The 21,568-nt window shown below is 63.7% G+C and carries 15 protein-coding genes; 4 read left to right on the top strand and 11 right to left on the bottom strand.

The genetic code is table 11. The features are described 5' to 3' along the window. Positions 1-39 precede the first annotated feature (39 nt). From nagA to LH365_RS10490, 6 genes are all read right to left on the bottom strand, one after another. Entirely contained in the window at positions 40-1,176 is a 1,137-nt protein-coding gene (gene nagA, locus LH365_RS10515) for an N-acetylglucosamine-6-phosphate deacetylase (RefSeq protein ID WP_226743589.1), read from the bottom strand. Then, a complete protein-coding gene (locus LH365_RS10510) occupies positions 1,173-2,072 on the bottom strand; it encodes a BadF/BadG/BcrA/BcrD ATPase family protein (protein ID WP_226743588.1) in 900 nt (299 codons plus the stop codon). Before LH365_RS10510 ends, nagA begins: the two co-directional genes overlap by 4 nt. Positions 2,073-2,075: 3 nt before the next feature. Further along, positions 2,076-3,365: a sugar MFS transporter gene (locus LH365_RS10505; RefSeq protein ID WP_226743587.1), complete on the bottom strand. Its 1,290-nt coding sequence runs from the start codon at positions 3,363-3,365 to the stop codon at positions 2,076-2,078. 256 nt (positions 3,366-3,621) lie between these two features. Further along, positions 3,622-4,770, bottom strand: coding sequence for an acyltransferase family protein (locus tag LH365_RS10500; RefSeq protein WP_226743586.1), 1,149 nt, complete (start codon positions 4,768-4,770; stop codon positions 3,622-3,624). A 143-nt stretch (positions 4,771-4,913) separates the two neighbouring features. After that, complete coding sequence (locus tag LH365_RS10495; protein ID WP_226743585.1) at positions 4,914-7,580, bottom strand: TonB-dependent receptor; 2,667 nt, start codon at positions 7,578-7,580, stop codon at positions 4,914-4,916. 370 nt (positions 7,581-7,950) lie between these two features. Then, positions 7,951-8,688, bottom strand: a complete 738-nt coding sequence (locus tag LH365_RS10490) for a GntR family transcriptional regulator (protein ID WP_226743584.1) — start codon at positions 8,686-8,688, stop codon at positions 7,951-7,953. Positions 8,689-8,884: 196 nt separating this feature from the next. On the opposite strand from LH365_RS10490, the gene LH365_RS10485 reads away from it, so the two are divergent. Next, complete coding sequence (locus LH365_RS10485) at positions 8,885-9,976, top strand: lactonase family protein (protein WP_226743583.1); 1,092 nt, start codon at positions 8,885-8,887, stop codon at positions 9,974-9,976. A gap of 2 nt (positions 9,977-9,978) precedes the next feature. Here LH365_RS10485 and LH365_RS10480 read toward each other — a convergent pair whose 3' ends face one another. The 3 genes from LH365_RS10480 to LH365_RS10470 all read right to left on the bottom strand — a co-directional run bounded on the left by LH365_RS10480 (position 9,979) and on the right by LH365_RS10470 (position 13,155). Beyond that, positions 9,979-10,329 carry a VOC family protein gene (locus LH365_RS10480; RefSeq protein WP_226743582.1) on the bottom strand — a complete coding sequence of 117 codons (351 nt, stop codon included), beginning with the start codon at positions 10,327-10,329 and terminating at the stop codon, positions 9,979-9,981. A gap of 56 nt (positions 10,330-10,385) precedes the next feature. Next, entirely contained in the window at positions 10,386-12,638 is a 2,253-nt protein-coding gene (locus LH365_RS10475; RefSeq protein WP_226743581.1) for an EAL domain-containing protein, read from the bottom strand. A gap of 172 nt (positions 12,639-12,810) precedes the next feature. Then, positions 12,811-13,155, bottom strand: coding sequence for a DUF2322 family protein (locus LH365_RS10470; RefSeq protein WP_226743580.1), 345 nt, complete (start codon positions 13,153-13,155; stop codon positions 12,811-12,813). A gap of 161 nt (positions 13,156-13,316) precedes the next feature. Here LH365_RS10470 and LH365_RS10465 point away from each other — a divergent pair, with 161 nt between their 5' ends. The 3 genes from LH365_RS10465 (at position 13,317) to LH365_RS10455 (ending at position 14,897) form a co-directional block, all read left to right on the top strand. After that, entirely contained in the window at positions 13,317-13,661 is a 345-nt protein-coding gene (locus tag LH365_RS10465; protein ID WP_226743579.1) for a helix-turn-helix transcriptional regulator, read from the top strand. Next, positions 13,651-14,154 (top strand): SRPBCC domain-containing protein, encoded by a 504-nt coding sequence (locus LH365_RS10460; RefSeq protein WP_226743578.1) that lies wholly within the window; start codon positions 13,651-13,653, stop codon positions 14,152-14,154. The genes LH365_RS10465 and LH365_RS10460 overlap by 11 nt, the downstream gene beginning before the upstream one ends. A 119-nt stretch (positions 14,155-14,273) precedes the next feature. Continuing rightward, complete coding sequence (locus LH365_RS10455) at positions 14,274-14,897, top strand: YdeI family protein (RefSeq protein ID WP_226743577.1); 624 nt, start codon at positions 14,274-14,276, stop codon at positions 14,895-14,897. 53 nt (positions 14,898-14,950) lie between these two features. Here the strand turns inward: LH365_RS10455 and LH365_RS10450 are convergent, their stop codons facing one another. After that, on the bottom strand, positions 14,951-19,213 hold the full coding sequence (locus LH365_RS10450) for a translocation/assembly module TamB domain-containing protein (RefSeq protein WP_226743576.1): 4,263 nt from the start codon (positions 19,211-19,213) through the stop codon (positions 14,951-14,953). Continuing rightward, entirely contained in the window at positions 19,213-21,417 is a 2,205-nt protein-coding gene (locus tag LH365_RS10445) for a BamA/TamA family outer membrane protein (protein WP_226743575.1), read from the bottom strand. The genes LH365_RS10450 and LH365_RS10445 overlap by 1 nt, the downstream gene beginning before the upstream one ends. Positions 21,418-21,568 lie beyond the last annotated feature (151 nt).

Below are 21,568 nucleotides of genomic sequence, written 5' to 3'. Positions count from 1 at the left end.
TGCCGCAGCCGGTTTGCGCCGGCTGCGGCTTCGGAATAATCAGGCGGCGTGGCTCAGGGTCGCGTCCGATTGACCGCCGATCCACACGCCGCGCACCTGAAGATTGGCGTCGAGCCACACCAGATCGGCGCGCGCGCCGACGGCGAGGTGGCCGTAGGTTCGGGGCAGTTTCATGAAGCGCGCCGGGGCTTCCGAGGCCATCATCGAGGCGGTTTCAAGTTCGAGACCCAACATCTCCACGGCGTTGCGCACGGCGGTAGCCATGTCGAGGTCGGACCCGGCCAGCGTACCGTCCGGGCCGACGCAGACGCCGTTCTCGACGCGGATGTCCTTGCCCATCAGATTGAAGCGCTTGGTGGTCGAGCCCACGGTCGGCATGGCGTCGGTGACCAGCATGAAGCGGTCGTAGGGGCGGGCCTTCAGCGCGATCTTCAGCGCCACCGGATCGACGTGCGCGCCATCGACGATGATGCCGGCATAGAGGTCGTCGTCTTCCAGCACGGCGCCGACCACGCCCGGCGCGCGATGCGACAGGGGCGACATGGCGTTGAACAGGTGGGTGACGCCGCTGATGCCGGCTTCGATGCCGCGGCGGGCCTCGGCATAGGTCGCGTCCGTATGGCCCGCAGCGATGATCACCCCGGCGGCGGACAGCGCGCGGATGTCTTCCGGGGCGGCCAGTTCGGGGGCCAGCGTCACCAGCGTCTTGCCGGCTTTCAACGACGACAGCAGGCGGATGGCCTCCGCATCGAGGCGGCGGAACTTGGTCTCATCGTGGGTGCCCTTGCGCTTCACATTGAGGAAGGGGCCTTCGACATGGATGCCGAGCACGCCCGGCACACCCTTGGCAATCGCGGTTTCGGTCGCGCGCAGCGCCTTGTCCACCACGGCCAGATCGTCGGAGATCAGGGTGGTGAAGAAGCCGGTGGTGCCGTAGGCGCGGTGCGCCGCGCCGATGGCGGCGATGGCCTCGACCGTCGGGGCGTCGTTGAACAGCACCCCGCCGCCGCCATTGACCTGCGTATCGATAAAGCCCGGCAGCAGATAGCCGCCGTCGAGATCGAGCCCGCCCGTCTCTGCACCGATGGCGGCGATGTGGTCGCCTTCGACGGTCAGGGAGCCTTCGACGACGCCGACGGGCGTGATGAGGCGGGCGTTGGAGAAGGTCAGACTCACGAAACTACCTCATGTGTGACGGGGCTCAGGCCGTTGCCCGCCCCCTGCGCCATCAGCAGCGCGCCCTCGATGGCGTCCTGCTCCGGCGTCGCCAGTATAGCGCGCGTCCATGGCGCCAGCCACGGCGTCAGGACGCCGGCCATGCCGCCGACGAGACAGACCTGCGCGGCCCCCAGCTCGTTCAGGCGGCGGATATAGCGGCCCAGATCGCGGGCGGCCTGTTCGACCAGCGCCACGGCGACCGGGTCGCCTTCCTGCGCGTGCGACAGGATCAGCGGGGCCAGTGTGCCGTAGTCCTTGGGCCGGGCGGTGGTGGCCCAGGCCACGACCTGCGACGGCTGCCCGCCGAAGCGGGCCATAACGGCGTCGGTAAAGGGGGTGCGCGGCGTCAGGCCGTCGAAGGCGTGCAGAGCCACGCGGGTGGCCTCACGACCCAGTACGGCGGCAGACCCGTCGTCGGAGACCTCGAAGCCCCAGCCGCCGACGGCGTGGCCCTGCCCCTTGACCCAGGCGTAGCCGGCGGACCCGGTGCCGGTGATGAGGATGGCCCCGTCGCGTCCGGAAAAGGCCCCCAGCACGGCGGCGTGCGCGTCGGTCCCGGCGGAGGCGAAGGCGAAGCGCGGGCCTGCGGCGATGGTGCGGGCGGCGTCTTCGGCGGTGGTGATGCCGGCCAATCCCAGCCCGATCAAAGTCCAGGCAAAGGCGTCGCGCGTCAGCCCGGCCTGCGCAAAGGCCTGATCCGTAGCTTCGAGGATGTGACCCCAGATCAGGTCGAGCCCGAGGCGGATATTGGCGGAACCGCTCATGCCTTCGCCGAGGCGGCGGCCGTCGGCGTCACGCAGACGCGCGCGGCAGTTCGAGCCGCCTCCGTCTATGCCGAGGAAATACTGAGTCATGAGCTAACCTTGCGCCTTGGCCGCCACGCGGCTGCCGAACAGGGCGAAAAACAGGATGTAGAGATAGGCGGGGGCCATGACAATGAGGAAGGCGGTCTGAAACGGCACGGTTTCGGCCAGGCCGACATAGAGGCGCGGCAGAACGGCGCCGCCGCAGATGCCCATGATCATCAGGGCCGAGCCGATCTCTGTGTGACGACCGAGGCCGCGGATGCCCAGCGGGAAGATGGCCGGCCACATCATGGCGTTGGCGAAACCGAGCGCGGCGACAAAGCCGACCGATACGTAATCCCTGGTCAGGAAGGCGCCCAGCGTGAACAGGATGCCCAGCACCGCGGAGAAGGCGAGGTACTTTTCCTGCGACACGAAGCGCGGAATGACGATCCAGCCGACGATATAGCCGACCAGCATGCCGCCCAGCGTCAGAGAGGTGAACAGCACGGTGCGGTTCAAGGGCAGGCCGAAGGCTGCGCCATAGGTGCCGATGGCGTCGCCGGCCATGACTTCAACGCCGACATAGAGGAAGATACAAAGTACGCCGAAGAACAGGTTGGGATGAGCGAACAGACCTCCCCGAACTTTCTGGCCGCCCTTTTGCGCAGTGATTTCGGCTTTCGATTCGCCCTTCAATTCGGGCAGCGGCGATTTCAGCACGAACAGGGCGAGCGCGACCAGCAGGGCGGCCATGCCCATATAGGGCCACAGGACCTTTTGGGCGAAGCCGCTGAGCAGGGCTTCGCGGGCGGCGGGATCGGCGGCGGCGTCAAGCTGCGCGCCGAACTCGGTAATGCCGCTCATCACCAGCGCGCCGAAGACGAAGGGGGCGGTGATGCCGGCCAGCTTGTTGAAAATGCCCATGACGGCGATGCGCTGGGCCGCCGACTCGATCGGCCCGACGATGGAAATATAGGGGTTGGCCGCCGTCTGCAGCAGGGCAAGGCCCGCGCCGATGGTGAACAGGCCGGTCATCGCGCCGACGTAGATGCGATGGGTGGCGAATTGCCCGAACATGACCGCCCCGGCGGCCATGACCAGCAGGCCGAGCGCCATGCCCTTTTTCATCCCCGTCAGCTTGAGTATGAAGGCCGAAGGCAGGGCCAGTACGAAATAGGACATGTAGAAGACCATCAGCACCATGAACGAGCCGACGTCGTCGAGGTCGAAGGCGAACTTGACGAAGGTGATCAGCGGGCCGTTCAGCCACGTCACGAAGCCGAAGATGAAGAACATCAGGCCGATCAGGCCCATGGTGACGAATGGGCTGGGGGCTTTATCCGGGGTGGGCGCGTTCATGATCGATAAGACCTATTTTGCCTTTTGGTATTATAAAGATAGGAGGGCAAAATCGTCATCCTGTCTACAGGAAACTTGGTTTCAATTGTTTCATGTAGGGTTTTGACGGCGTTTTCCCCAACCGGGTTTGTGTGAATTGGCTATGTATTGGGCTTTAGAGCGCAATCCGCTAAAGTGGGCACCACTTTTCGGAAAAATTGCGCAACCACTCAGAAACTGAGAGCGAAATGATGTTTCCACTTTAAATCATCTCGCTCTAGACCTTGATGATCCATTTCCTGCGGCGCAGATATTCGACCGGCAGCCACACGGCGAGGATGAACAGGATGACCGGAAAAAGGGCGGCGACCGCTTCGCCGACCGTGTCGCGGCTGGCGAAATAGGTCTGGGTCAGAAGCTGCCAACCGAGCAGGCTGTTCATCAGGAAGTGCAGGACGTAGGCGGCGATGGCGTTGACGCCGAAGGCGGTGGCGAAGGTGACAGGCCCGTTGAGGAGACCGGTAACTGGCCCGCGGTTGTCCAGCCCGTTCTTGTCTAAAAGGGCGTGCAGGGGCGCGAGGATCAGCAGGGTGATTCCCGTCGTGACCAGCACGAAGGACGAGGACCAGATGTCCTTGACCACCGGGAAGACGAAGCCCCACCCGATGCCGACCGCCAGCAGGACCGCGCCCGCGCCGGCCAGCGTCAAGGCGCTGCGTTTGCGCGCCTGCATCAGGAACTCACCGGCGGCCATGCTGATCAGGGCCTGAGCGATGGCGGGCAGGGTGCCGAGCAGGCCTTCGGGGTCGTAGCCTTCCGGGCCCTTGACATAGTTATGACCACTGGCACCGAACATGACGCGGTCGACCGAGGCGATGAAATTATGCCCGCGCGCCCACAGGTCGTTGGGCAGGCCGTCAAGAGCCGGCATAAGGCTCAGCGGCCAGTAGAGCAGCAGGATGGCGGCGGCGATGCCGAGGCGCGTCTTCGGGCCGAACAGCAGGAACAGCACCGCCGCTGCGCCGTAGACGAGGCCGATGCGTTGCAGCACGCCCCAGAAGCGCCACGGGCCGCTGTCGAAATCGGCCAGCCAGCTCAGGTTCGAGAGCAGCCAGCCGATAAAAAACAGACGAAAGGTGCGCCAGAATATCTTCTGCGCCTGAGCGGCGTCGAGACCACCCGCGGCCTTGGCCTTGTGCAGAGCCAGGGGAATCGACAGCCCGACCATGGTCAGGAAGGCCGGGAAGACCACATCGGCGATCTTCAGTCCGTCCCAGTGGACGTGCAGCAGCAGCGGGAAGACCTTGGCTTCAAGGCCGTAATACATGCCCGCCGTGGCATTGACGAGGATCATGCCGATGACGGTCAGGCCGCGCAGCACGTCCAGCGACGGCAGGCGTTGTCCCGATGTTCGGGTGTCGGTCATGGTGTCTGGCCCCCTGATCTGCCGACCTGTTATGGTTATCCGGTTACGATGCCCGTTTATGAGAAAAAGTCAAAAACCCTCTCACAAAAAGCAAAGGCCGGAGCCCCGAAGGACTCCGGCCTCGGTTTCAGGCGGCGCGTCGCCTACTGCTTGAAGCGCACACCCAGGTAGAAGGTGCGGCCGTTGTCATAGACGGCGCGCGGGATCGAAGGGTTTCCGACGAAGTAGTAGAGCTTCTCTTCGGTCAGGTTCTGGGCGTCGAAGGTCAGGGCCACCTGATCGGTGAGATTGACCGAGACCGAGGTGTCGAGCGACGAGATGTCGTCCTGCCACATGTCGGTGCCGCGGTCGGTGCCGGACTTGAACTTCGAGCGGAAGTTATAGGCCAGACGCGCCGAGACCCGGTCGTTCTCGTAATAGCCGGTGAGGTTGTAGGTGGTCTTCGAATTGCCGTCGATCGGCGCACCCGAAGCCGTCTTGCCGTCGGCATAGGTGTAGTTGGCGATGAAACCGAAGCCGTAGGCCAGCGGCTGCTGCCAGTTCAGTTCGAAGCCTTCGTTGCTGCCGCCGTTGCCGTTGGCCGGGCCGGTCATCAGGAAGTTCTTGCCCTGCGGCGTCTGCGGGGTGACATAGAAGGCGGTGAACTGTTCCGTGGTGATGTAGCTGTCGATGTCGAGCTTGAACAGGTTCAGCGACAGCAGGGCTTCGGGGGTGTAGTACCACTCGGCCGTGGCGTTGAACTGCGTCGCCTTGAACGGGTCGAGATAGGGGTTGCCGCCCGACGTGCCGGTATTGGCCAGTTCGTTCAGCGTGGCGGAGCCGGCCAGCTTGGCGAAGCCCGGACGCGAGATGACCTTGGCCACCCCGGCGCGCAGGACCAGTTCGTCGGTGGCGAAGTAGGTCAGGTTGGCGCTGGGCAGGACGTCGGTATAGTCACGCTTGACGCGGACGATGTCGTAATTGCCGAAGATCGAGGTCTGCTTACCAGCGGCGGAGGGCGCGTACTGGGTGGTGTCCTGCTCGGTCTTGATGACACGGACGCCGGCATTGCCCTTCCACTTCTCGCCACCGAAATCGATCATGCCGTAGATGGCCGAGGTCTTTTCGCTCACGGCGTAGCTTTCGTTGGCGAAGAAGTCGAACACGCGGCCGCCATTGTTGTTGTTCAGATAGGCCAGCGTCTTGGCCGCATCCGCCAGGGCGTACTGACGCGCGCCGCCCAGATTTTCAAAGAAGTCGGAGGGCACCTTGGCCCCGGCCCAGACCGCGGACAGGGGCGCGCCGCCCGCGCCGTTGCCGGCCCAGCTATAGGCGTTATAGGTCAGGGTGCGGTCGTGGTCGGTGAAGCGCACGCCGGTGCGGAAGCGTTCGAAGATGCTGTCGCCGGTGAAGCGGTATTCGAGATCGCCCTTGGCGTAGCTTTCCTCGTCCGCCGAGGTGATGTTGCCGCCCCACGACCAGCTATAGAGGTTGTTGAGATAGGCGGCGGAGCCGGTGTCGGTCGGCAGGCCGGAATAGTTGACCTTGGTCACCGGCGAACCCAGCTCGTAGGACGCGCCCGTGTTCCAGAAGGTTTCCCAGGCATAGGTGTCGTCGGTGACGCCTTCGCCGGTGGTGCGGCCGATCTGACCGGTCAGGGTGACGTTCTCGGAGAGATCGTATTTGACGTCGAGATTGAGCGACTTGGTCTCGGAATGCGCCTTGCGGAAGATGTCGTCCTGCACCATGCCCTGCACCAGGCTGCCGTCGGCGCCGGTATTGGCCCAGTTGGCGGCGGTCAGATAGCCGTCCTTGATGGTGTAGGATTGCAGGGCGTTGCCCGCACCGCCGGTATTGTTGCCCAGCATACGGCTGACCCACATCATGTTGTTCACATTGATGTTGTCGGCCTTCATGTTGGAGAACAGGCCCGACAGGGTGAATTCGAGGTTCTCGGCGGGCTTGTACTGACCCACGAAGTTGACGCCCGAACGCTTGCGGTTCTGGGTGAAGTAGGCGTTGCCGATCAGGTTCGGTGCGATAACCTTCTGGCCCGTGCCGTTGAAATTGGTGATTTCGGAATAGCCCAGCACTTCCTGACCGTCGCGGCGGAATTCGCGTTCCTGATCGAAGGCGCTGATCAGGAAGCCGAGGGTGCGGTCGTCATTGCGCCACGAATAGAGGCCGGACACCTGCGGCGTCCACTTGTCGGCGCGGGTGGTGTAGAGGCCCTGCAGCGAGGCGTTGAAGGTATGCGGCTTCAGGTCCAGCGGATAGCGCGTGTGCACGTCGACCGTGCCGCCCACGCCGCCTTCGGGGAGATCGGCGCGCGCCGCCTTGATGATGTCGATGCGGCCGACGACTTCCGACGGCAGCATGGTGTAGTTGAACGAGCGACCGCCGGCCATCTGATCCAGCACGAACCAGTCGCCGGTGGCGAGGTTGTGGCCGTTGAACAGGGTCAGGTTCAGTTCCGGGTCGGTGCCGCGGATCGAGATCTTCTCGTTTTCACCGAAGCCGCCGGCAGCGGCCGACCCGGTGACGACATTGACGCCGGTGACGCGCGACAGCGAGTCGGCGACGTTCTTGTCTGGGAACTTGCCGACGTCTTCGGCGGTGACCACTTCCTGAATGATGTTGGAGTTCTTCTTCTGGCGCAGCGCCGATTGCAGCGATTTGCGGATGCCGACGACCTCAACTTCCTGAATCTCTTCGGAAGCAGCGGATGTCTCCTGCGCGGCGGCGGGCGTGACGGCGGTCGCGGTCAGCATCAGTCCTGACAGGACGGCGGTGAGCGCCGTAGTCAGCATGGCCTTTGATCTGGTGGTCATAATGAAATCCCCTGAGTTGGTGACGGTTCGGGGGAGGTCTGCCTGGGTAATGACCTGCGCCCCATCCAAAGCCTGCCGTTATACTGTTTACTGGCTCATCGGTACGGCTTTTGATAGGACCAATTGGCAATTTGGTATGGTTTTTTGTCAATACCAAAAATGGCGGTTTGTAAAAATTATGTGAAACCAATTTCGCGTGTGGCCAAATCGTCACAAAAACGGCGTTTTTGGACGCAATCGGGAACGTTGTCAGGGTATCTTATATCATGGAGGATAGGATCGAGCGTCGATCAGTGACCGTCAGCGGCGAGTGAGCGACGCGAAAGAATACCAATTTTGCGGAAAGGTCTTGGTTTTGGGTCGGAATGACTCAGAGGTCGTTCAACTCGGCGACCACGTCATAGGCATCGCCGCGATAGTAGCTCTGGGTGAATTCTGCCGCGCGGCCGTCGGCCAGGAAGCCGCGCCGTTCGATAAACAGGCCCGGTTCGCCAATATTGACGCTCAGTTGTTCGGCCTGATCGCGGTTGAACGAGATGGCCCGCAGGCGTTGCAGCGCACGCACCGGGCGGTGACCGGAGGCTTCGAGCGCGGCGTAGAGCGAGTCGCCGACCGCTTCGACCGAAGGCAGGCAGTAGCCGGGTATGGTCGAATATTCGAGCGCCATGGTCGAGTCGTCGGCGTAGCGGATGCGATGAAAGCGATAGACCAGAGAGCCGGGCGACAGGCCCAGCGACAACGCCTCTTCGGGTGTAACGGCCCCGGCGGATTTGTTGACCCAGACGCTGTGCGGCTTACGCCCGCGCGAGATCATGTCCTCGGAGAAGGAGGACAGTTTGGAGAAGCTCTTTTCCACACGGGCCGCCACGAAGGTGCCTGCGCCGCGCCGGCGTGTGAGCAGGCCTTCGTTGACCAGGCCGTCGATGGCCTTGCGCACGGTGATGCGCGACACGTCGAATTCTTCGGCCAGATCGCGTTCGGGGGGGATGGCGTCATCGGCCATGAAGACGCGCGAGCGGATGGCTTCGCGCAGGACCTTTTGCAGTTGCAGGTACAGGGGTGCGGGATCGGTTTTTTCGAGGCGGCCGACGGCGTCGATGATGGACATGAAGCTTAAGTCTCTCCCGCGAGCGTGCCGCCCCTGACGAGTGATCGGGCGGAATCGGCGACCCTTTCGGACCGGTCTATAATATTGGTCTGGTCGCGTCAAAGCGAAAGCGGCGGGCAGGCGATGTCACTATTTGGGATGCGTCAGGCGAAAGGATACATTAGGGTCGCCGTAATTTCACCGGGAGGCACTGGATATGACCCCTGTCGACAGGCGCGGTATTCTGTTGGGAATGGGCGCGATAGGCGTCGCGGGCGCCGCACGGGCCGATGCGCCGCAGCGTATGCTGATTGGCACCTATTCCGGCGAGGGCGGAAGAGGCCTCGAACTGTGGACCCGCGACGGGGCGGGCCGCTATGCGTTTCTCAAAGCTTTCCCGGAGATCGCCGACGCCTCTTTCGGCGTCATCGACCGGACGCGCTCGGTGCTCTACGTCACGGGTGAGCGCGACAAGGGGCGGATCGCCGCGTGGCGCGTGCGCGGCAAGGGCGCGACCATGACCCCTTTGGGCAGCGTATCGTCGCAGGCGGGTGCGCCCTGCTATCTCGCCTTGTCGCCGGGCAACAGCCATCTGGCGGTCGCCAACTATTTCGGCGACACGGTGGCCCTGTGTCCGCTGCATCGGCAAAGCGGCGCGATCCAGCCCGCGTCGCAGACCCTGCACGCGGCGGTGGGCAGCGAACCCAAGGGCCATGCCCACTGGGTGCAGTGGTCGCCGGACGGCCGCCATATCTATGTCGTCGATCTGGGGCATGACGAGGTGCGCGTCTACGATTGGGACCCGGTGGCCGGTCGCGTCGGACCGCCGCGCACGGCCCTGAAACTGCAAACCGGGGCGGGGCCGCGTCATATGGCTGTCTCGCCAGTTGCCGGGCAGGCCTTTGTCTTTACGGAATATTCCAATGAGCTGATCGCCGTGCGCATCGCCGCCGATGGGCGTCTGGAGGAAACCGCGCGTCTGTCGTCCCTGCCGGACGATTTCGCCGGCAAATCGTCCGGTGCGCACATCGTCGTCAATGCGAAGGGCGACCGCGTCTATGTCAGCAATCGCGGCCACAACAGTCTGGCGGTGTTCGCGGCGACGCCTGAGGGGCGGCTGAAGCGGTTGCAGGTCATTTCGACCGGCGGCGACTGGCCGCGCTTTTTCCGGTTGATGAACGGGCGGTTGCTGGTGGCGCATCAGCGCGATCACCGCGTGACGGAGTTCAGCCTGAAATCCGACGGCACGCTGACCCCGACGGGCAAGGGTTTCGTTGCGCACCGGCCCGTCTATATCGAGACGCTTTAAGTTCAGGCCGGCTGCCACAGTTCGATAGGGTTATTCTCCGGATCGTGGATGCGGGCGAAGCGCCCGATACCGGGCATGTCCCAGTCGGGATTGGTGACCACCTCGACGCCGGCGGCTTGCAGCCTGGCGCACAGGCTGTCGAGGTCGTCGACGCGCAGATTGAGCATCCACTGACGGTCGGCGGCGAAATAGTCGGTGTCGGCGGCAAACGGCGCGAAGACGCTGGGGCCGGCCTGCGTGTCCCAGGCCCCGTAGGGGGCCGAGCCGACGCCGAGGTGTTCGGCATACCAGGCCTGAAGCGCCTGCGGGTCTTTCGCCCGGAAGAAGAAGCCACCGATACCCGTCACGCCCATATCCGCCTCCGCTGCAATCGTTAGCAGGCATAACAGGCTATACAAGCGGGAACAAGCTACGCCTGTCTGGCCGTCCGTTCCACCAGTTCGGCCTCGTCGAGGCGGTGGGCGCGCGGCCGGCCGATCAGGTAGCCCTGCACGGCGTCGGCGCCCATGTCGCGCAGTTGTTCAAGCTGTGCCTGCGTCTCCACCCCTTCGGCGATCACCGGCACGCGGATGGCGTGGGCAAGGCCGATCACGGCACGCACGATGGCCTCGGCGGGGATGCCGTGCTTGTGCACCTTGCGATCGGGCGAGGGCGTCAGGCCGTCGATGAAACTGCGATCGATCTTGATCAGGTCGAACGGGAAGGTCTGGAGGTAGGACAGGGACGAAAAGCCCGTGCCGAAATCGTCCATGGCGATGCGCACCCCCAGCCCCTTGAGCTGACGCAGGACGTGCAGGGCGCGCTCGGTATTCTCGATCAGCACGCCTTCGGTGACTTCCAGCTCCAGCCGCTGCGGACGCACGCCGGTACGCAGCAATTCGTGCTGAACATAGCGGGTAAGGTCGCCTTCGAAGATCTGCACCGGCGAGAGATTGACCGCCAGCGTCAGGTGTGCGGGCCAGGTCGCCGCCATGTCGAGCGCGCGTGACAGAATCCACTGGCCCAGCGCCGTGATCAGGCCGGACTCTTCGGCGACCGGGATGAAGTCGCAGGGCGGGATATTGCCCAGTTCCGGGTGCGCCCAGCGCACCAGCGCCTCGTAGCCGATGATGCGGTTGAGGTTGAGGCAGAACTGCGGCTGATAGACGAGGGACAGGCCGCACTGACCATGAGCGAGGGCGTCGCGCAGGTCGGACTCCAGACGCCGGCGTCGGATCAGGGCGTCGGCCATGTCGGCGTTGAAGGCACGCCAGCGGTTGCGGCCGTCGGTCTTGGCCTGATACAGCGCCATGTCGGCGTGGCGCGTCAGGTGATCGAGCGACGGGCCTTCGGAAGGGTAGAGGGCGAAGCCGAGGCTGGCCCCGACGTCCGGGCCGTTGCGCCCGAACTGATCGGCCAGATCGGCGCGGATGCCGGTGACCAGACGGTCGGCGCAGGCCTCGGCCTGGGCGCGGTCGCTGACGCCGACCTGAAGCACGACGAATTCGTCACCGCCCAGCCGCGCCAGCACGTCCCCCGGCGCGGCCAGCCGGCGCAGGGTCTCGGCGACCGTGACCAGCACCTCGTCCCCCACCATGTGGCCCAGCGTGTCGTTGACCTCCTTGAAGCGGTCGAGGTCGATCAGGTGCAGCGCCAGTTGCGTCTTCTGGCGCGTGGCGCGGTGCGCTTCCTCGGTTAGTCGCGCCTGAAAGAAACCGCGGTTGGGCAGGCCGGTCAGGGCGTCATGGTGCGCAAGATACTGGATGCGTTCCTGATACGCGCCCTTCTCAAACGCCAGGGTGCACAGTTGCGTGCAGATGTCGACGATGCTCTGGACGAAGGTATTGAGGACGAAGGGTTTGGCCGAATAGAAGGCGAAGGTGCCGATGACCTTGCCGCCCTTGTCCTTCACCGGCGTCGACCAGCAGGCCGTGTAGCCCAGCGGCGCGGCCAGTGCCTGAAACGGCGCCCACAACGGATCGGTGCGCATGTCGTTGACCATGACCGGCTCGCCGCGCCACGCCGCCGTGCCGCAGGAGCCAGCCACAGGACCGATAGCGGCGCCTTCGAGCGCGGTGTTGTACCAGTCGGGCAGGCCGGGCGCGGCCAGCGGGCTGAGCGTATCGCCTTCGACGCGCAGGACCGACATGCGCACGTCCTGCACCAGATGCTCGACCTCTTGACAGAGGAGGGACAGGGTCTCACGCAGCGGCGTGTCCTGCAGCAGGGCATCGAGCACCTTGCGCTGAAGCGTGTCGTGCAGCTTGGTGTAGGTGATGTCGCTCAAGGTGGCGATCAGGCGGCGGCGGTGATGGGCGTCCGTCACGGCGGCGGCGCTGAAGGCGACCCACATGGGATGGCCGTCGCGGTCATGGATCAGAAGCTCGCCGCTCTGCCGGCCCTTGAGATGGACCTGGGTCAGCAAGTCTTCGAGGTGCTGACACGAATCGGAATGCCGGCGGCACAGATCGGCCAGGGTGCGCCCGTCAAGCTCCGGCAGGCTGTAGCCGATCAGGGTGCGGAAGCGCTCGTTGACATAGAGGATGCGGCCGCTGGTGTCGGTGATGACCAGCGCGGTGTCGATCTGATCGACGGCGATGCCCTTAAGCCGGGTGAGGTCGTCGGGCGCGTCTTCGGTCGGACGGCCGTTTATCGATACAACGTTCGGAGGCAGGACGGCCATGAGTGAGTAAGCGCACCGCTTGATTGCAGGAGTAACGAGATTATCCGGCGCGGGTGAATATTCCGGTAAACGAGAGGGTTAACCGGAGGTTGCGATGCGAATGTCCCTGTAATTCCCGCGTCGCCGGCGTTCGACTTTCTGACGGCCTGTTCCACCCATGGGGTGGCAGGGTTTAGAGAGAATTGGTAGCGACGCTTTCGATGCGCAGAGCGTCTGCGCCGTCGGCAATAGCGATCAGGCGATCGACATTCGGATGCGCACCGGGGCGGGTGCGAGCGTCTGCCGTATGCTCGGCGAACACCTCCAGCCCATGCCGGGCCGCGTCCGCATTGAGATCACCGAAGCAAAGCTTGAGATACTGATAGACGGCCAGCGAGCCCTGCTTGCCCGGTGCGTTCTCAATGGTGGCAACGACAGCCCCCGTCGCGTCGATCAGGTCGATACGTTGCAGTCCTTCGATGGGCGGCAATCGCCGGAGATTATCCCTGAACGACGGGACGGGGTGAATCTTCGTCACTTTTACATTCCTGATGGGCTTACCCACGGCCTGTATCACCTTGCGGCGATAACCGTAAAGGTCGTCTCTGAATATCGCATTCGTTAACGCCGAACTGATCCGTCACGAATTTTCAAAACTTAGCTATTGCGCTAACTGTTTAGGCGTGTATAGTTAGCCATATGGAAAACAATTATGCTTCACTTGATACCGCCTTCCATGCTCTGGCGGATCCCACGCGCCGGGCGGTCGTTCAGCGGCTTGGCTACGGACCGGCTTCGGTCACCGATCTTGCGAAGCCGTTCGATATGGCGCTGCCATCCTTCATGAAACACATCGGTGTTCTTGAAGCCTCCGGACTGATCACATCGATAAAGGTCGGTCGTGTCCGGACGTGCCATCTGGAGACCCGGACACTAGATGCGGTCGAAAAGTGGTTTGGCGAACAACGCGCGCTCTGGGAAAGCCGATACCAGAACCTCGATACTCTTTTAGCTCAAATGACAGGAGATAATCATGAAACATAACCTGCAATTCGACTTCATCGCGGACAAGGAAAGCCACACCCTGACAATCAAGCGGGAGTTCGCAGCCGGCAGGCAACGGGTCTGGGACTGCTACACCAAAAGTGAACTCCTTGATCGCTGGTTCGCACCGAAGCCTTTGACGACGAAAACCAAATCCATGGATTTCAGAGAAGGCGGTCATTGGCATTATGCAATGGTCGATACCGACGGCCAGGAATACTGGGCGCGGATGGACTATAAGACCATCAAGCCGATCGATAATTATACGGCACTTGACGGGTTCTGCGACGAAACCGGCGCGCTGGCTCCGGGTATGCCGCAAGCCAAGTGGGACGTCACTTTCAGCGAAGCCTCCGGAAGGGCTTTGGTGCAGACGGTCGTGACGTACAAATCGGCCGAAGAACTCGAACAAGTGATCGAAATGGGCATGAAGGACGGTTTGACTTCGACGCTGGAGCGTCTGGACGAACTTCTTGTTGTGCTTACTAAATAAGGCAGAGCATCCAGACACCGCTGCTACGTGCGCTTATCGAGCCCTGTCCAGGTAAGACGCCGGAAGGCTTGTTCGCGCAAGTTACAAAGACGGCGGCTCCGGACCCGAGGATAATTTACATGACGTCTGAAAATCACAATCCCAGGATTGACGACTACCTGGCAAAGGCACCTGCCTTTGCCCAGCCGATTGCGGATCACCTGCGCTCTCTTCTTCACTCGACTTGCCCTGAAGTGATTGAAGATATCAAATGGGGCCTCCCCCATTTTAACTATCGGGGTGAAATGATGTGTGTGTTCGCCGCAGCGACAAAACATTGCTCCTTTACCTTCCTGAAACAGGAAATCATGAATGACCCCCGTCTTCAGGCCAATCCCGCCCTACCGGCTGCGAAGCGCTTTCTGGGAAAGATAACGTCTATTGCCGATCTGCCGCCGGATGCAGAACTGATCGCCTATATCCGGGAGGCAATGGCGCTTAATGAGCAAGGGATCAAACCCCCGCAGCGCGAGAACAAGACGCCAAAGGAAATCGCCATGCCCGAGGCGTTCGCGCAGAGACTGGCGGCCGATCCCGCGGCCAAGGACATATTCGAAGCGAAGTCGCAGTCGTTTCGAAAAGACTATCTGGTGTGGATCAATGATGCGAAAACCGAGGCCACGCGTCAGAAACGTATCGATGACTCCCTTGATTGGATCGCACAGGGGAAGGGGCGCTTCTGGAAGTACGAAAAAGTGCAGTAGATCAGCTGGCGTCCGCGTACCAATCCAGATTTCGTGCGTGTCTCCAAAGTCGCCTAATAATCCCGTGAATATCTGAGATTGACGCTGGTGCCCGTGGTCGTGCCGACCTGGGTGAGGACCGAAAGGACGCGCGACAGGGCGATTTCGATCTGAGTCGCCGTAAAGCCGCGCGTATCGGTAACGATCTCCACATAGATGTCGTTGGTCAGGTACTGACCCGCTGCGACCGCCGTGCCGCGCCCGGTAGAGGCATCGGCCCCCAGCACCCGCAGGCGGTCGATGCCGGTCACCGAGCGCAGCTTGCCCAGCGGATTGAGTCCACCGCCGCCCTGCAGCGCCTGAAGCGACGCCGCCAGTTGCAGGGCCTGCGTCGCCGACAGGTTGGCGACGTTTTCGCCGAACAGCAGCCGTGACAACACCTCGTCCTGCGGCAGGGAGGGGCTGGAACCGAAGGCGATCTGCGGGTTCTGGGCGCGGCCCGACACATTGATGGTGCCGGTGATCTCATCCACCTCGGTCGTGGCGGTGAGGGCGATTTCCGGATTGGTCAGGGTGCCACCGTCGAAGGTGATCACGCCCTTGTCGATCTCGAACTCACGCCCGGAGAAGGCATAGGTGCCGCGCAGGGCATTGAGATTGCCGACCACGCGCGGGGCGCGGGTCGTGCCGGCGACATTGAGGTTCATGCGCCATTCCGATTCAAGCCCCATGCCGGAGACGAAAATCTGATTGTCGGCCCTTAGACGAATATCGAGGTTCCACAGGGTTGGCGCGACATTGGTCGACTTGCGCTCGACGATGCGCGCGCCCTTGACGCGCACGCCCTCAAGCTCATCGACCTTGGACGCGCCCTGAAACACCACCTGATAACGGAATTCCGGCAGGTTGAGATTGCCGCGAATCCACGGGCCGCTCTGGGCGTCGTTGGTAACGTCGAGCGTACCCGAAACGGTCGAGGCCAGCGCATCGGACGCCGCCAGACGGGCATTTTCAAGCTTCGCGTTCAGTTTCATCGGGAAGTTTTCGTCGGCGCTGAGGCCCACGAAACCGGTGGCTGAGACGCGGCCGTCTCCGGCGCGGCCTTCGAATTTTTGCAGCTCCAGCCGGTCGTTGGAGAAGCGGCCTTCCAGCGCGATGTCGCTGATGCGCGTCCCGAAGGTCAGGTGTTCGTAGACGAGGCCGTTGCCGCGCACCAAACCGTTGAGGCGCGGTTGCCCCAACGTGCCGGACAGGTCGGCGGCCAATGCCACATTGCCGGTCATCTGCTGATCGCCGAGGCCGGCCAGCGAGAACAGGACGCTGGACGGGCCGTTGAAGCGCAGGCCGCCGGAGACGGCGCCGTTCTGCAATTGCTGGATCCACACGCCTTCGCCACGCGGGTCGATATTGAGGTTGAAGCGCCCGATATCGGCCCCGCCCTGACGCAGCAGGCCGCGCGCCTCGGAACGGTTTTCGCTCAAGGACGCCTGCATCTGGATGTCGAGCGGCGTCGAGACGCGGGCGATGGTGGTGCGCGTCAGATTGTTGAAGTTAAGCTGCATCTGCGCCTGCGGGAAGGCGTTGCCGCGCTGGGTGTAGTCGAGCCCGCCGGACACCGTGCCATTGACCCCCAGATTGGGGTCGATGATATTGAGGATGCTCAGGTCGAAGCGGTCGAACTGGGCCTGCGCGCGGATGATCTCACCGAAGCGTCCGGCCAGATTGACCTTGCCCTGTGCTGTCATCAGCCCGGCGGGGGCCAGCACCCAGTCGTCGCCCTGACGCACCATGCGGGCCGGTCGTTCCAGCGCGAAGGGCACCTGACCGGCGCGGCCCGAAAGCGCGACAAGGATGTCGTCGGGCGAGACCTGCGCATTGGCGGCGATGTTGAAAGCGGTTCCAGCGTCGCCGTTGGCGATCATTTGCACCGTGCCGCGCATCCCCTTGAGATCAATGCGGGCGCGGGCCTTTTCGACGTAATTTTCGCCGTAGACCACGTCGGCCAGTTGCACGTCGCCCTTGATCGTCGGCTGGTCGTCGAGTCGCGCGGTGGCTTCGATGAGGGCGCGGCCGATGCGGATTTCCGCCTCGCCGGGCAGGAGGGTATTGTTAGCGCGGGCCGAGACCTGCGCGCCCTGCACGGCGTCGAAGGCCAGCAATCTGACCGTGCCGTTGACGCCGCGTCCGGTGAGGGTCAATGCGCCGGTAAAGGGGCCGCTGTCTGACTGCGCCACACGGCCATTGGCGCTGAAGCCTGCGACTTCGGCGGTGCGCACGTCGATGGTCAGCGGGCCGGCGCCTTTCAATACGAGCACGTCGGCCTTGAGCGGGCCGTACTGCGATCCGCCCTCGGCGGTGACGGCATAGCCCTGCGGCGTGGTGCTGAGCCGCGCCACGACCTGCTCCAGACCGAGGCCCAGACCGGGTTTTTCGGCGCGCAGGACGAGGGTGGGGGCGTTTATGGTGCCGCCGGCTTCGGCGCTGAGCGGACCGTATCGGGTCGATTGCGCCGCCAGTTTGAAATTCAGCCGTCCTTTCGAGAGGCGACCACTGGCCGAGGTCAGGCGAAAATCAGGCGCGGTGAGGGTCAGGCGTTGCAGGATGACGTCCCCTGTAGCCGTCGTGTTCATCGCGCCGGAAAATTTGAAATTACCGCCGAAAAAGGACTTCATGCCGCCATTGTCGATGCGCACGCTCTGGCCGTCGACCTTACCCACAATGCCGAAGCCCCCGGCCTTGAGTTGGCGCAGGTCGGCATCGATGGTCAGGTTGAACACGCCGATGCCGTCGACCAGATACTGATTGATCCGGCCCTTGAGCGCGCCTTCGTAGCGGCCTTCGGCGGGCTGGGCCAGAATAATGGCCGTGCCGTTGATCTTGTCCGAGCGGATTTTGAGATTGTCCGACAGGATCAGCCCGTCTGACCACGCCAGATCGCCATTGATGGTGATATTGCTGACCAGCGATTCCGCCGCGGCATTGAGGCCGGTCATGTGCTTGGCCGAGGCCTTGACGGGGATCAGAATGTGGTCGCCGTCGAGGCGCGAGCGGCCTTCGGCGCGCAACTGATGCACCCCCACGTCGTTGAAGCCGATCGACGCCGCCGACAGCTTGTAATCGATCAGCGGGCGCTTGAACGGGCCGTCGAGCAGGAGCGAGGCCACCACATCCTTGCCGTTCAGGCCCTTGGCGATGGAGGCCGGTTTGAGCAGGACGGCGTTGAGGTTGAGATCGCCGAATTCGCCCTTGCCCAGATCGATGCGGCCCTTGGCGTCGAGCGTCAGGGCGTCGGCGGCCAGCGACAGGGTGCCGTCGGCGACGCGGTCCTTGAAGGTCGTTGACAGGTCGATGTTCACGGCCGGGCTGAACAGGTCGGCGGTGGACGGAATGATGGCCTGCGGTCGCGCCGTGCCCTTGACGCCGAACAGGCCGTCGCGAGCGGTCAGGTTGAGGTCCGCGAGCGGTTGATCGCCCGCCGTGCCGGTCAGGCGTCCGTTCCACGCCTTCCAGTCCCCCTTACCGTCGAGGCGCACCGTCAGGGGCAGGTCGAGTTTGGCCAGACCGGTGATCGCGCCGCCCTTGGGGGCATCGACCGCGGCGCTCAGATCGAAGCGGTTGGCGTCGGGCTGGGCATTGAGCCTGAGCACGGCGCGGTCGCCGCGATCGCCGGTCAGGCGCGCGTCGATCACAGCGCGGCCGTTTTTAAGGTGAGCATTGCCGGCGAGTGTCAGGGTCTGGGCTTCGCCGGTGACGGCAGGGGCCAGATAGATAGCCTTGAGATCGACCTTTTCGGCGTCGATGCGCAGGTCGGGGAGCTTGAACGGCTCGGCCGGCGTGGTTTTCGGCGTGTCGGTGAAGGCCGGCTGACGCAGCCATTCGACGCGCGGCGACGACAATTCGCGCACATCGACGTGCTTGTTGATCAGGCCGAAAGGCCGCCAGTTGAGGCGCACCGCCGGGCTTTTGAAAAAGACGCCCTGCGGATCGGACAGGCTCAGGTCGTGGACGGTGAAATCGCCATAGATCGAGCCGTCGATGCGCCCGATACCGATCTTCAGCCCGTTTTCAGGCTTGAGGCCGGTAATCTGAGACACGATGAAACGCTTGCCCGGCGCGCTGTCGAGCGCGGCTACGCCGATACCGGCCAGCACGACGAGACCGCCGACCGCGCCCCCGGCCCAGATCAGGGCCTTGCGCCACGGAAAGGCTCTCTTGGCCCGAGCGGGGCGTTCGGGCGGCGGCAGTTCGTCCGACGTTTCGGGGCGTGCATGGTCCTGCGGCTCGACCGGAAGGGCTTGCGGGGTTTCGGGGGTGTCGGGTGTTGGATCGTTGCTCATCAGAAGGCCTGCCCGATACCGACATAGAGGGAGACGGGGGATTCACCGTCGCGGCGCGAAACGGGCGTGGCGACGTCGATGCGCACCGGTCCGAAATTGGTGTAGTAGCGCGCGCCTATGCCGACGCCGAAGCGGATGTCGGAAAAGCCCGGAAATTCCTTGTCATAGACCTGACCGGCATCGACAAAGGGCACGATGCCGATATTGCCTATGCGGTAGCGCGCCTCGAAGGCCAGTTCGACCGAGGAGCGCCCGCCGATCGGATCGTTATTGGCCGGGTCGCGCGGTCCCAGTTCCTGATAGCCGAAGCCGCGCACCGAGCCGCCGCCGCCGGCATAGATGCGCCGTGACGGGGCGATCTTGGAGGTTTCCGCTCCGTAGATGGATGAGACCTGCGCCCGCGCCGCCAGCACGATCCTGGGGCTGACCTGACGATACCAGGTGCCGCTGCCGACATTGGCGACGAAGTTGCCGCCGCCGCCGTTGAGCGACACGGTCGGGGTCGATTGTATGCCCGCGCGCCAGCCTCTGGTCGGATTGAGCAGGTCGTCGGATTGGTCGTAGTTCAGCTTCAGCGGCAGCGAGGCGTAGAAGTAATCGTCCTGCACATTGGCGTTGCGCAGCTTTGAGAAGCCGGTTTCGCGCGTCGCCAGCACCTCGGCCCCGTAGGACCAGGTCCAGCGTTTCTGCCACAGGGGCGTCGAGACGCGCGAGACGTTGACGGCCAGCGAGACGGTCTGGGCCTCATACGAGTCGTAGGCCTGATGGTTATAGGACGCGCCGTACTGAAAGGTGCGGTCGCGGCGTTTGGCGTTCGAACGGCGGAAGGTGGCGCTCAGCCCCTGTTCCTGCGTCCCGGCGATGACCGAGGCGATCAGCGCGCCTTCGGGCGGGCGAAAATTGCGGTGCGTCCAGTTCAGTTCGGTGCGCAGACCCTGACCCGTAGAAAAACCGATATCACCGGCCAGAGTGCGCGGGCGTCCGGCGTTCTGCGTGACCTTGAGATCGACCACGGCGGTGCCGTCGGCGTTCTTTTGTCCGGTCAGGACCGGCTCGACCCCGACCGAGGCGAACAGGCCCGTGGCCGACAGGGCCTGACGCAGGTCGTCCACGTCGCGGCTGTCGTACAGGTCCCCCGACTCGAAGCGCGCCAGTATCTGTACATGATCGTCGCCGAAGGCCTGACGCCGGCCTTCGGAGCGGATGGCGCCGAAGCGGGCGCGCGGGCCGATAGTGACGGGCAGGGTATAGTCGCCGGTGCGCGTCTGCGGATCGATCAGCACATCGCGCAGGCCCAGCTCTGCGAACGGATACCCTTGCTGCGGCAGGATCAGGGCCACATTGGCCTCGGCGGACTTGATCAGGGTGGCGTCGACCGGATCGCCGACCTTCAGCGGCAGGTTGTCGGCGACGAGGTCGGGGGGCTCGCTCGGATCGGCCTTCACCGTCACCGACGACAGGGTATAGCGTTCGCCCGGACGGGCGGTGACGCGCACCTGAGCGCGGCCCTGTGTGCGGCCCGTAGCCTCCGTCAGGCTTTCGCCGGGTTGCAGGATGGGGGATTCGATGCGCGCGACGACGACGGCGTCGTAATAGCCTTCGCCCTTGAGCAGGCGCACGGCGGTCTGTTCGTCCTCGGTCAGGCGCGCGCGCAGCATGGCGGCGTTGGCGGCCTCGCCCTTACCGCCGTGCAGGGCGCTCAGGTCCTTGAAGCGGTTTTCCAGATCGAGCGCCGCCAGACCGTCGACGTGGAGGTCGTAGCGGATGACCGGTGCGGCCTGCGTCGATGACTGAGCGATGATGATCGGGGCGGCGTCGGGATTGAAGCTGTCGAGCGGCGGCAGGGCAGCATTGAGCGTCGGGTCGTCGGACGGCGCCAGCGGCGGCAGTTCCAGCGTTTCGGGAAGGGGTTCCGATGAGGGGGCGGTCTCTGTCAGGACCGGCTCGGCGGGCTTGGGGGCCGGTTGCGCCACGACAGGTGCGGGCGGCGTCTCTGGCGTTGTGGCTGGCGAGGTGAGCGAAGGCAGAGCCTTTGCGAAGTCGTCGTCGCTGATGATCGGCGCTTCGATAACCGCAGGTGTGGCTTCGGTCGGGGGCGTTGTTTGCGGAGCGTTCCGGGGGGCGGTCGGCGTGGTCACGGTTTGGGCCGTAGCCTGTCCTGCCAACCAAGTGAGGGCCATCAAGGCCGGAGCCGCCAGACGCAAGGACTTATCCTGTCAATCAATACCGTAAAAAATCCGGGCTCTATGGCGCATAACGCCGCACGCCCCAGGCTTTATGCACGCCGGATATATAAAAAAGCACTTAGAAATAAGAAATAACAAAGGCGCGCGGCCTTTACGCCACGCGCCTTTG

The organism is Asticcacaulis sp. AND118, from assembly GCF_020535245.1.
Taxonomy (GTDB): Bacteria; Pseudomonadota; Alphaproteobacteria; order Caulobacterales; family Caulobacteraceae; genus Asticcacaulis.
This window is presented reverse-complemented; position numbering and strand designations above follow the sequence as displayed.

What these genes read in the sequence shown, in the direction of transcription:
- LH365_RS10510 (WP_226743588.1), bottom strand. Translation starts at nt 2,072, where the DNA reads ATGACTCAGTATTTCCTCGGCATAGACGGAGGCGGCTCGAACTGCCGC.
- LH365_RS10505 (WP_226743587.1), bottom strand. Translation starts at nt 3,365, where the DNA reads ATGAACGCGCCCACCCCGGATAAAGCCCCCAGCCCATTCGTCACCATG.
- LH365_RS10500 (WP_226743586.1), bottom strand. Translation starts at nt 4,770, where the DNA reads ATGACCGACACCCGAACATCGGGACAACGCCTGCCGTCGCTGGACGTG.
- LH365_RS10495 (WP_226743585.1), bottom strand. Translation starts at nt 7,580, where the DNA reads ATGACCACCAGATCAAAGGCCATGCTGACTACGGCGCTCACCGCCGTC.
- LH365_RS10490 (WP_226743584.1), bottom strand. Translation starts at nt 8,688, where the DNA reads ATGTCCATCATCGACGCCGTCGGCCGCCTCGAAAAAACCGATCCCGCA.
- LH365_RS10485 (WP_226743583.1), top strand. Translation starts at nt 8,885, where the DNA reads ATGACCCCTGTCGACAGGCGCGGTATTCTGTTGGGAATGGGCGCGATA.
- LH365_RS10480 (WP_226743582.1), bottom strand. Translation starts at nt 10,329, where the DNA reads ATGGGCGTGACGGGTATCGGTGGCTTCTTCTTCCGGGCGAAAGACCCG.
- LH365_RS10475 (WP_226743581.1), bottom strand. Translation starts at nt 12,638, where the DNA reads ATGGCCGTCCTGCCTCCGAACGTTGTATCGATAAACGGCCGTCCGACC.
- LH365_RS10465 (WP_226743579.1), top strand. Translation starts at nt 13,317, where the DNA reads ATGGAAAACAATTATGCTTCACTTGATACCGCCTTCCATGCTCTGGCG.
- LH365_RS10460 (WP_226743578.1), top strand. Translation starts at nt 13,651, where the DNA reads ATGAAACATAACCTGCAATTCGACTTCATCGCGGACAAGGAAAGCCAC.
- LH365_RS10455 (WP_226743577.1), top strand. Translation starts at nt 14,274, where the DNA reads ATGACGTCTGAAAATCACAATCCCAGGATTGACGACTACCTGGCAAAG.
- LH365_RS10450 (WP_226743576.1), bottom strand. Translation starts at nt 19,213, where the DNA reads ATGAGCAACGATCCAACACCCGACACCCCCGAAACCCCGCAAGCCCTT.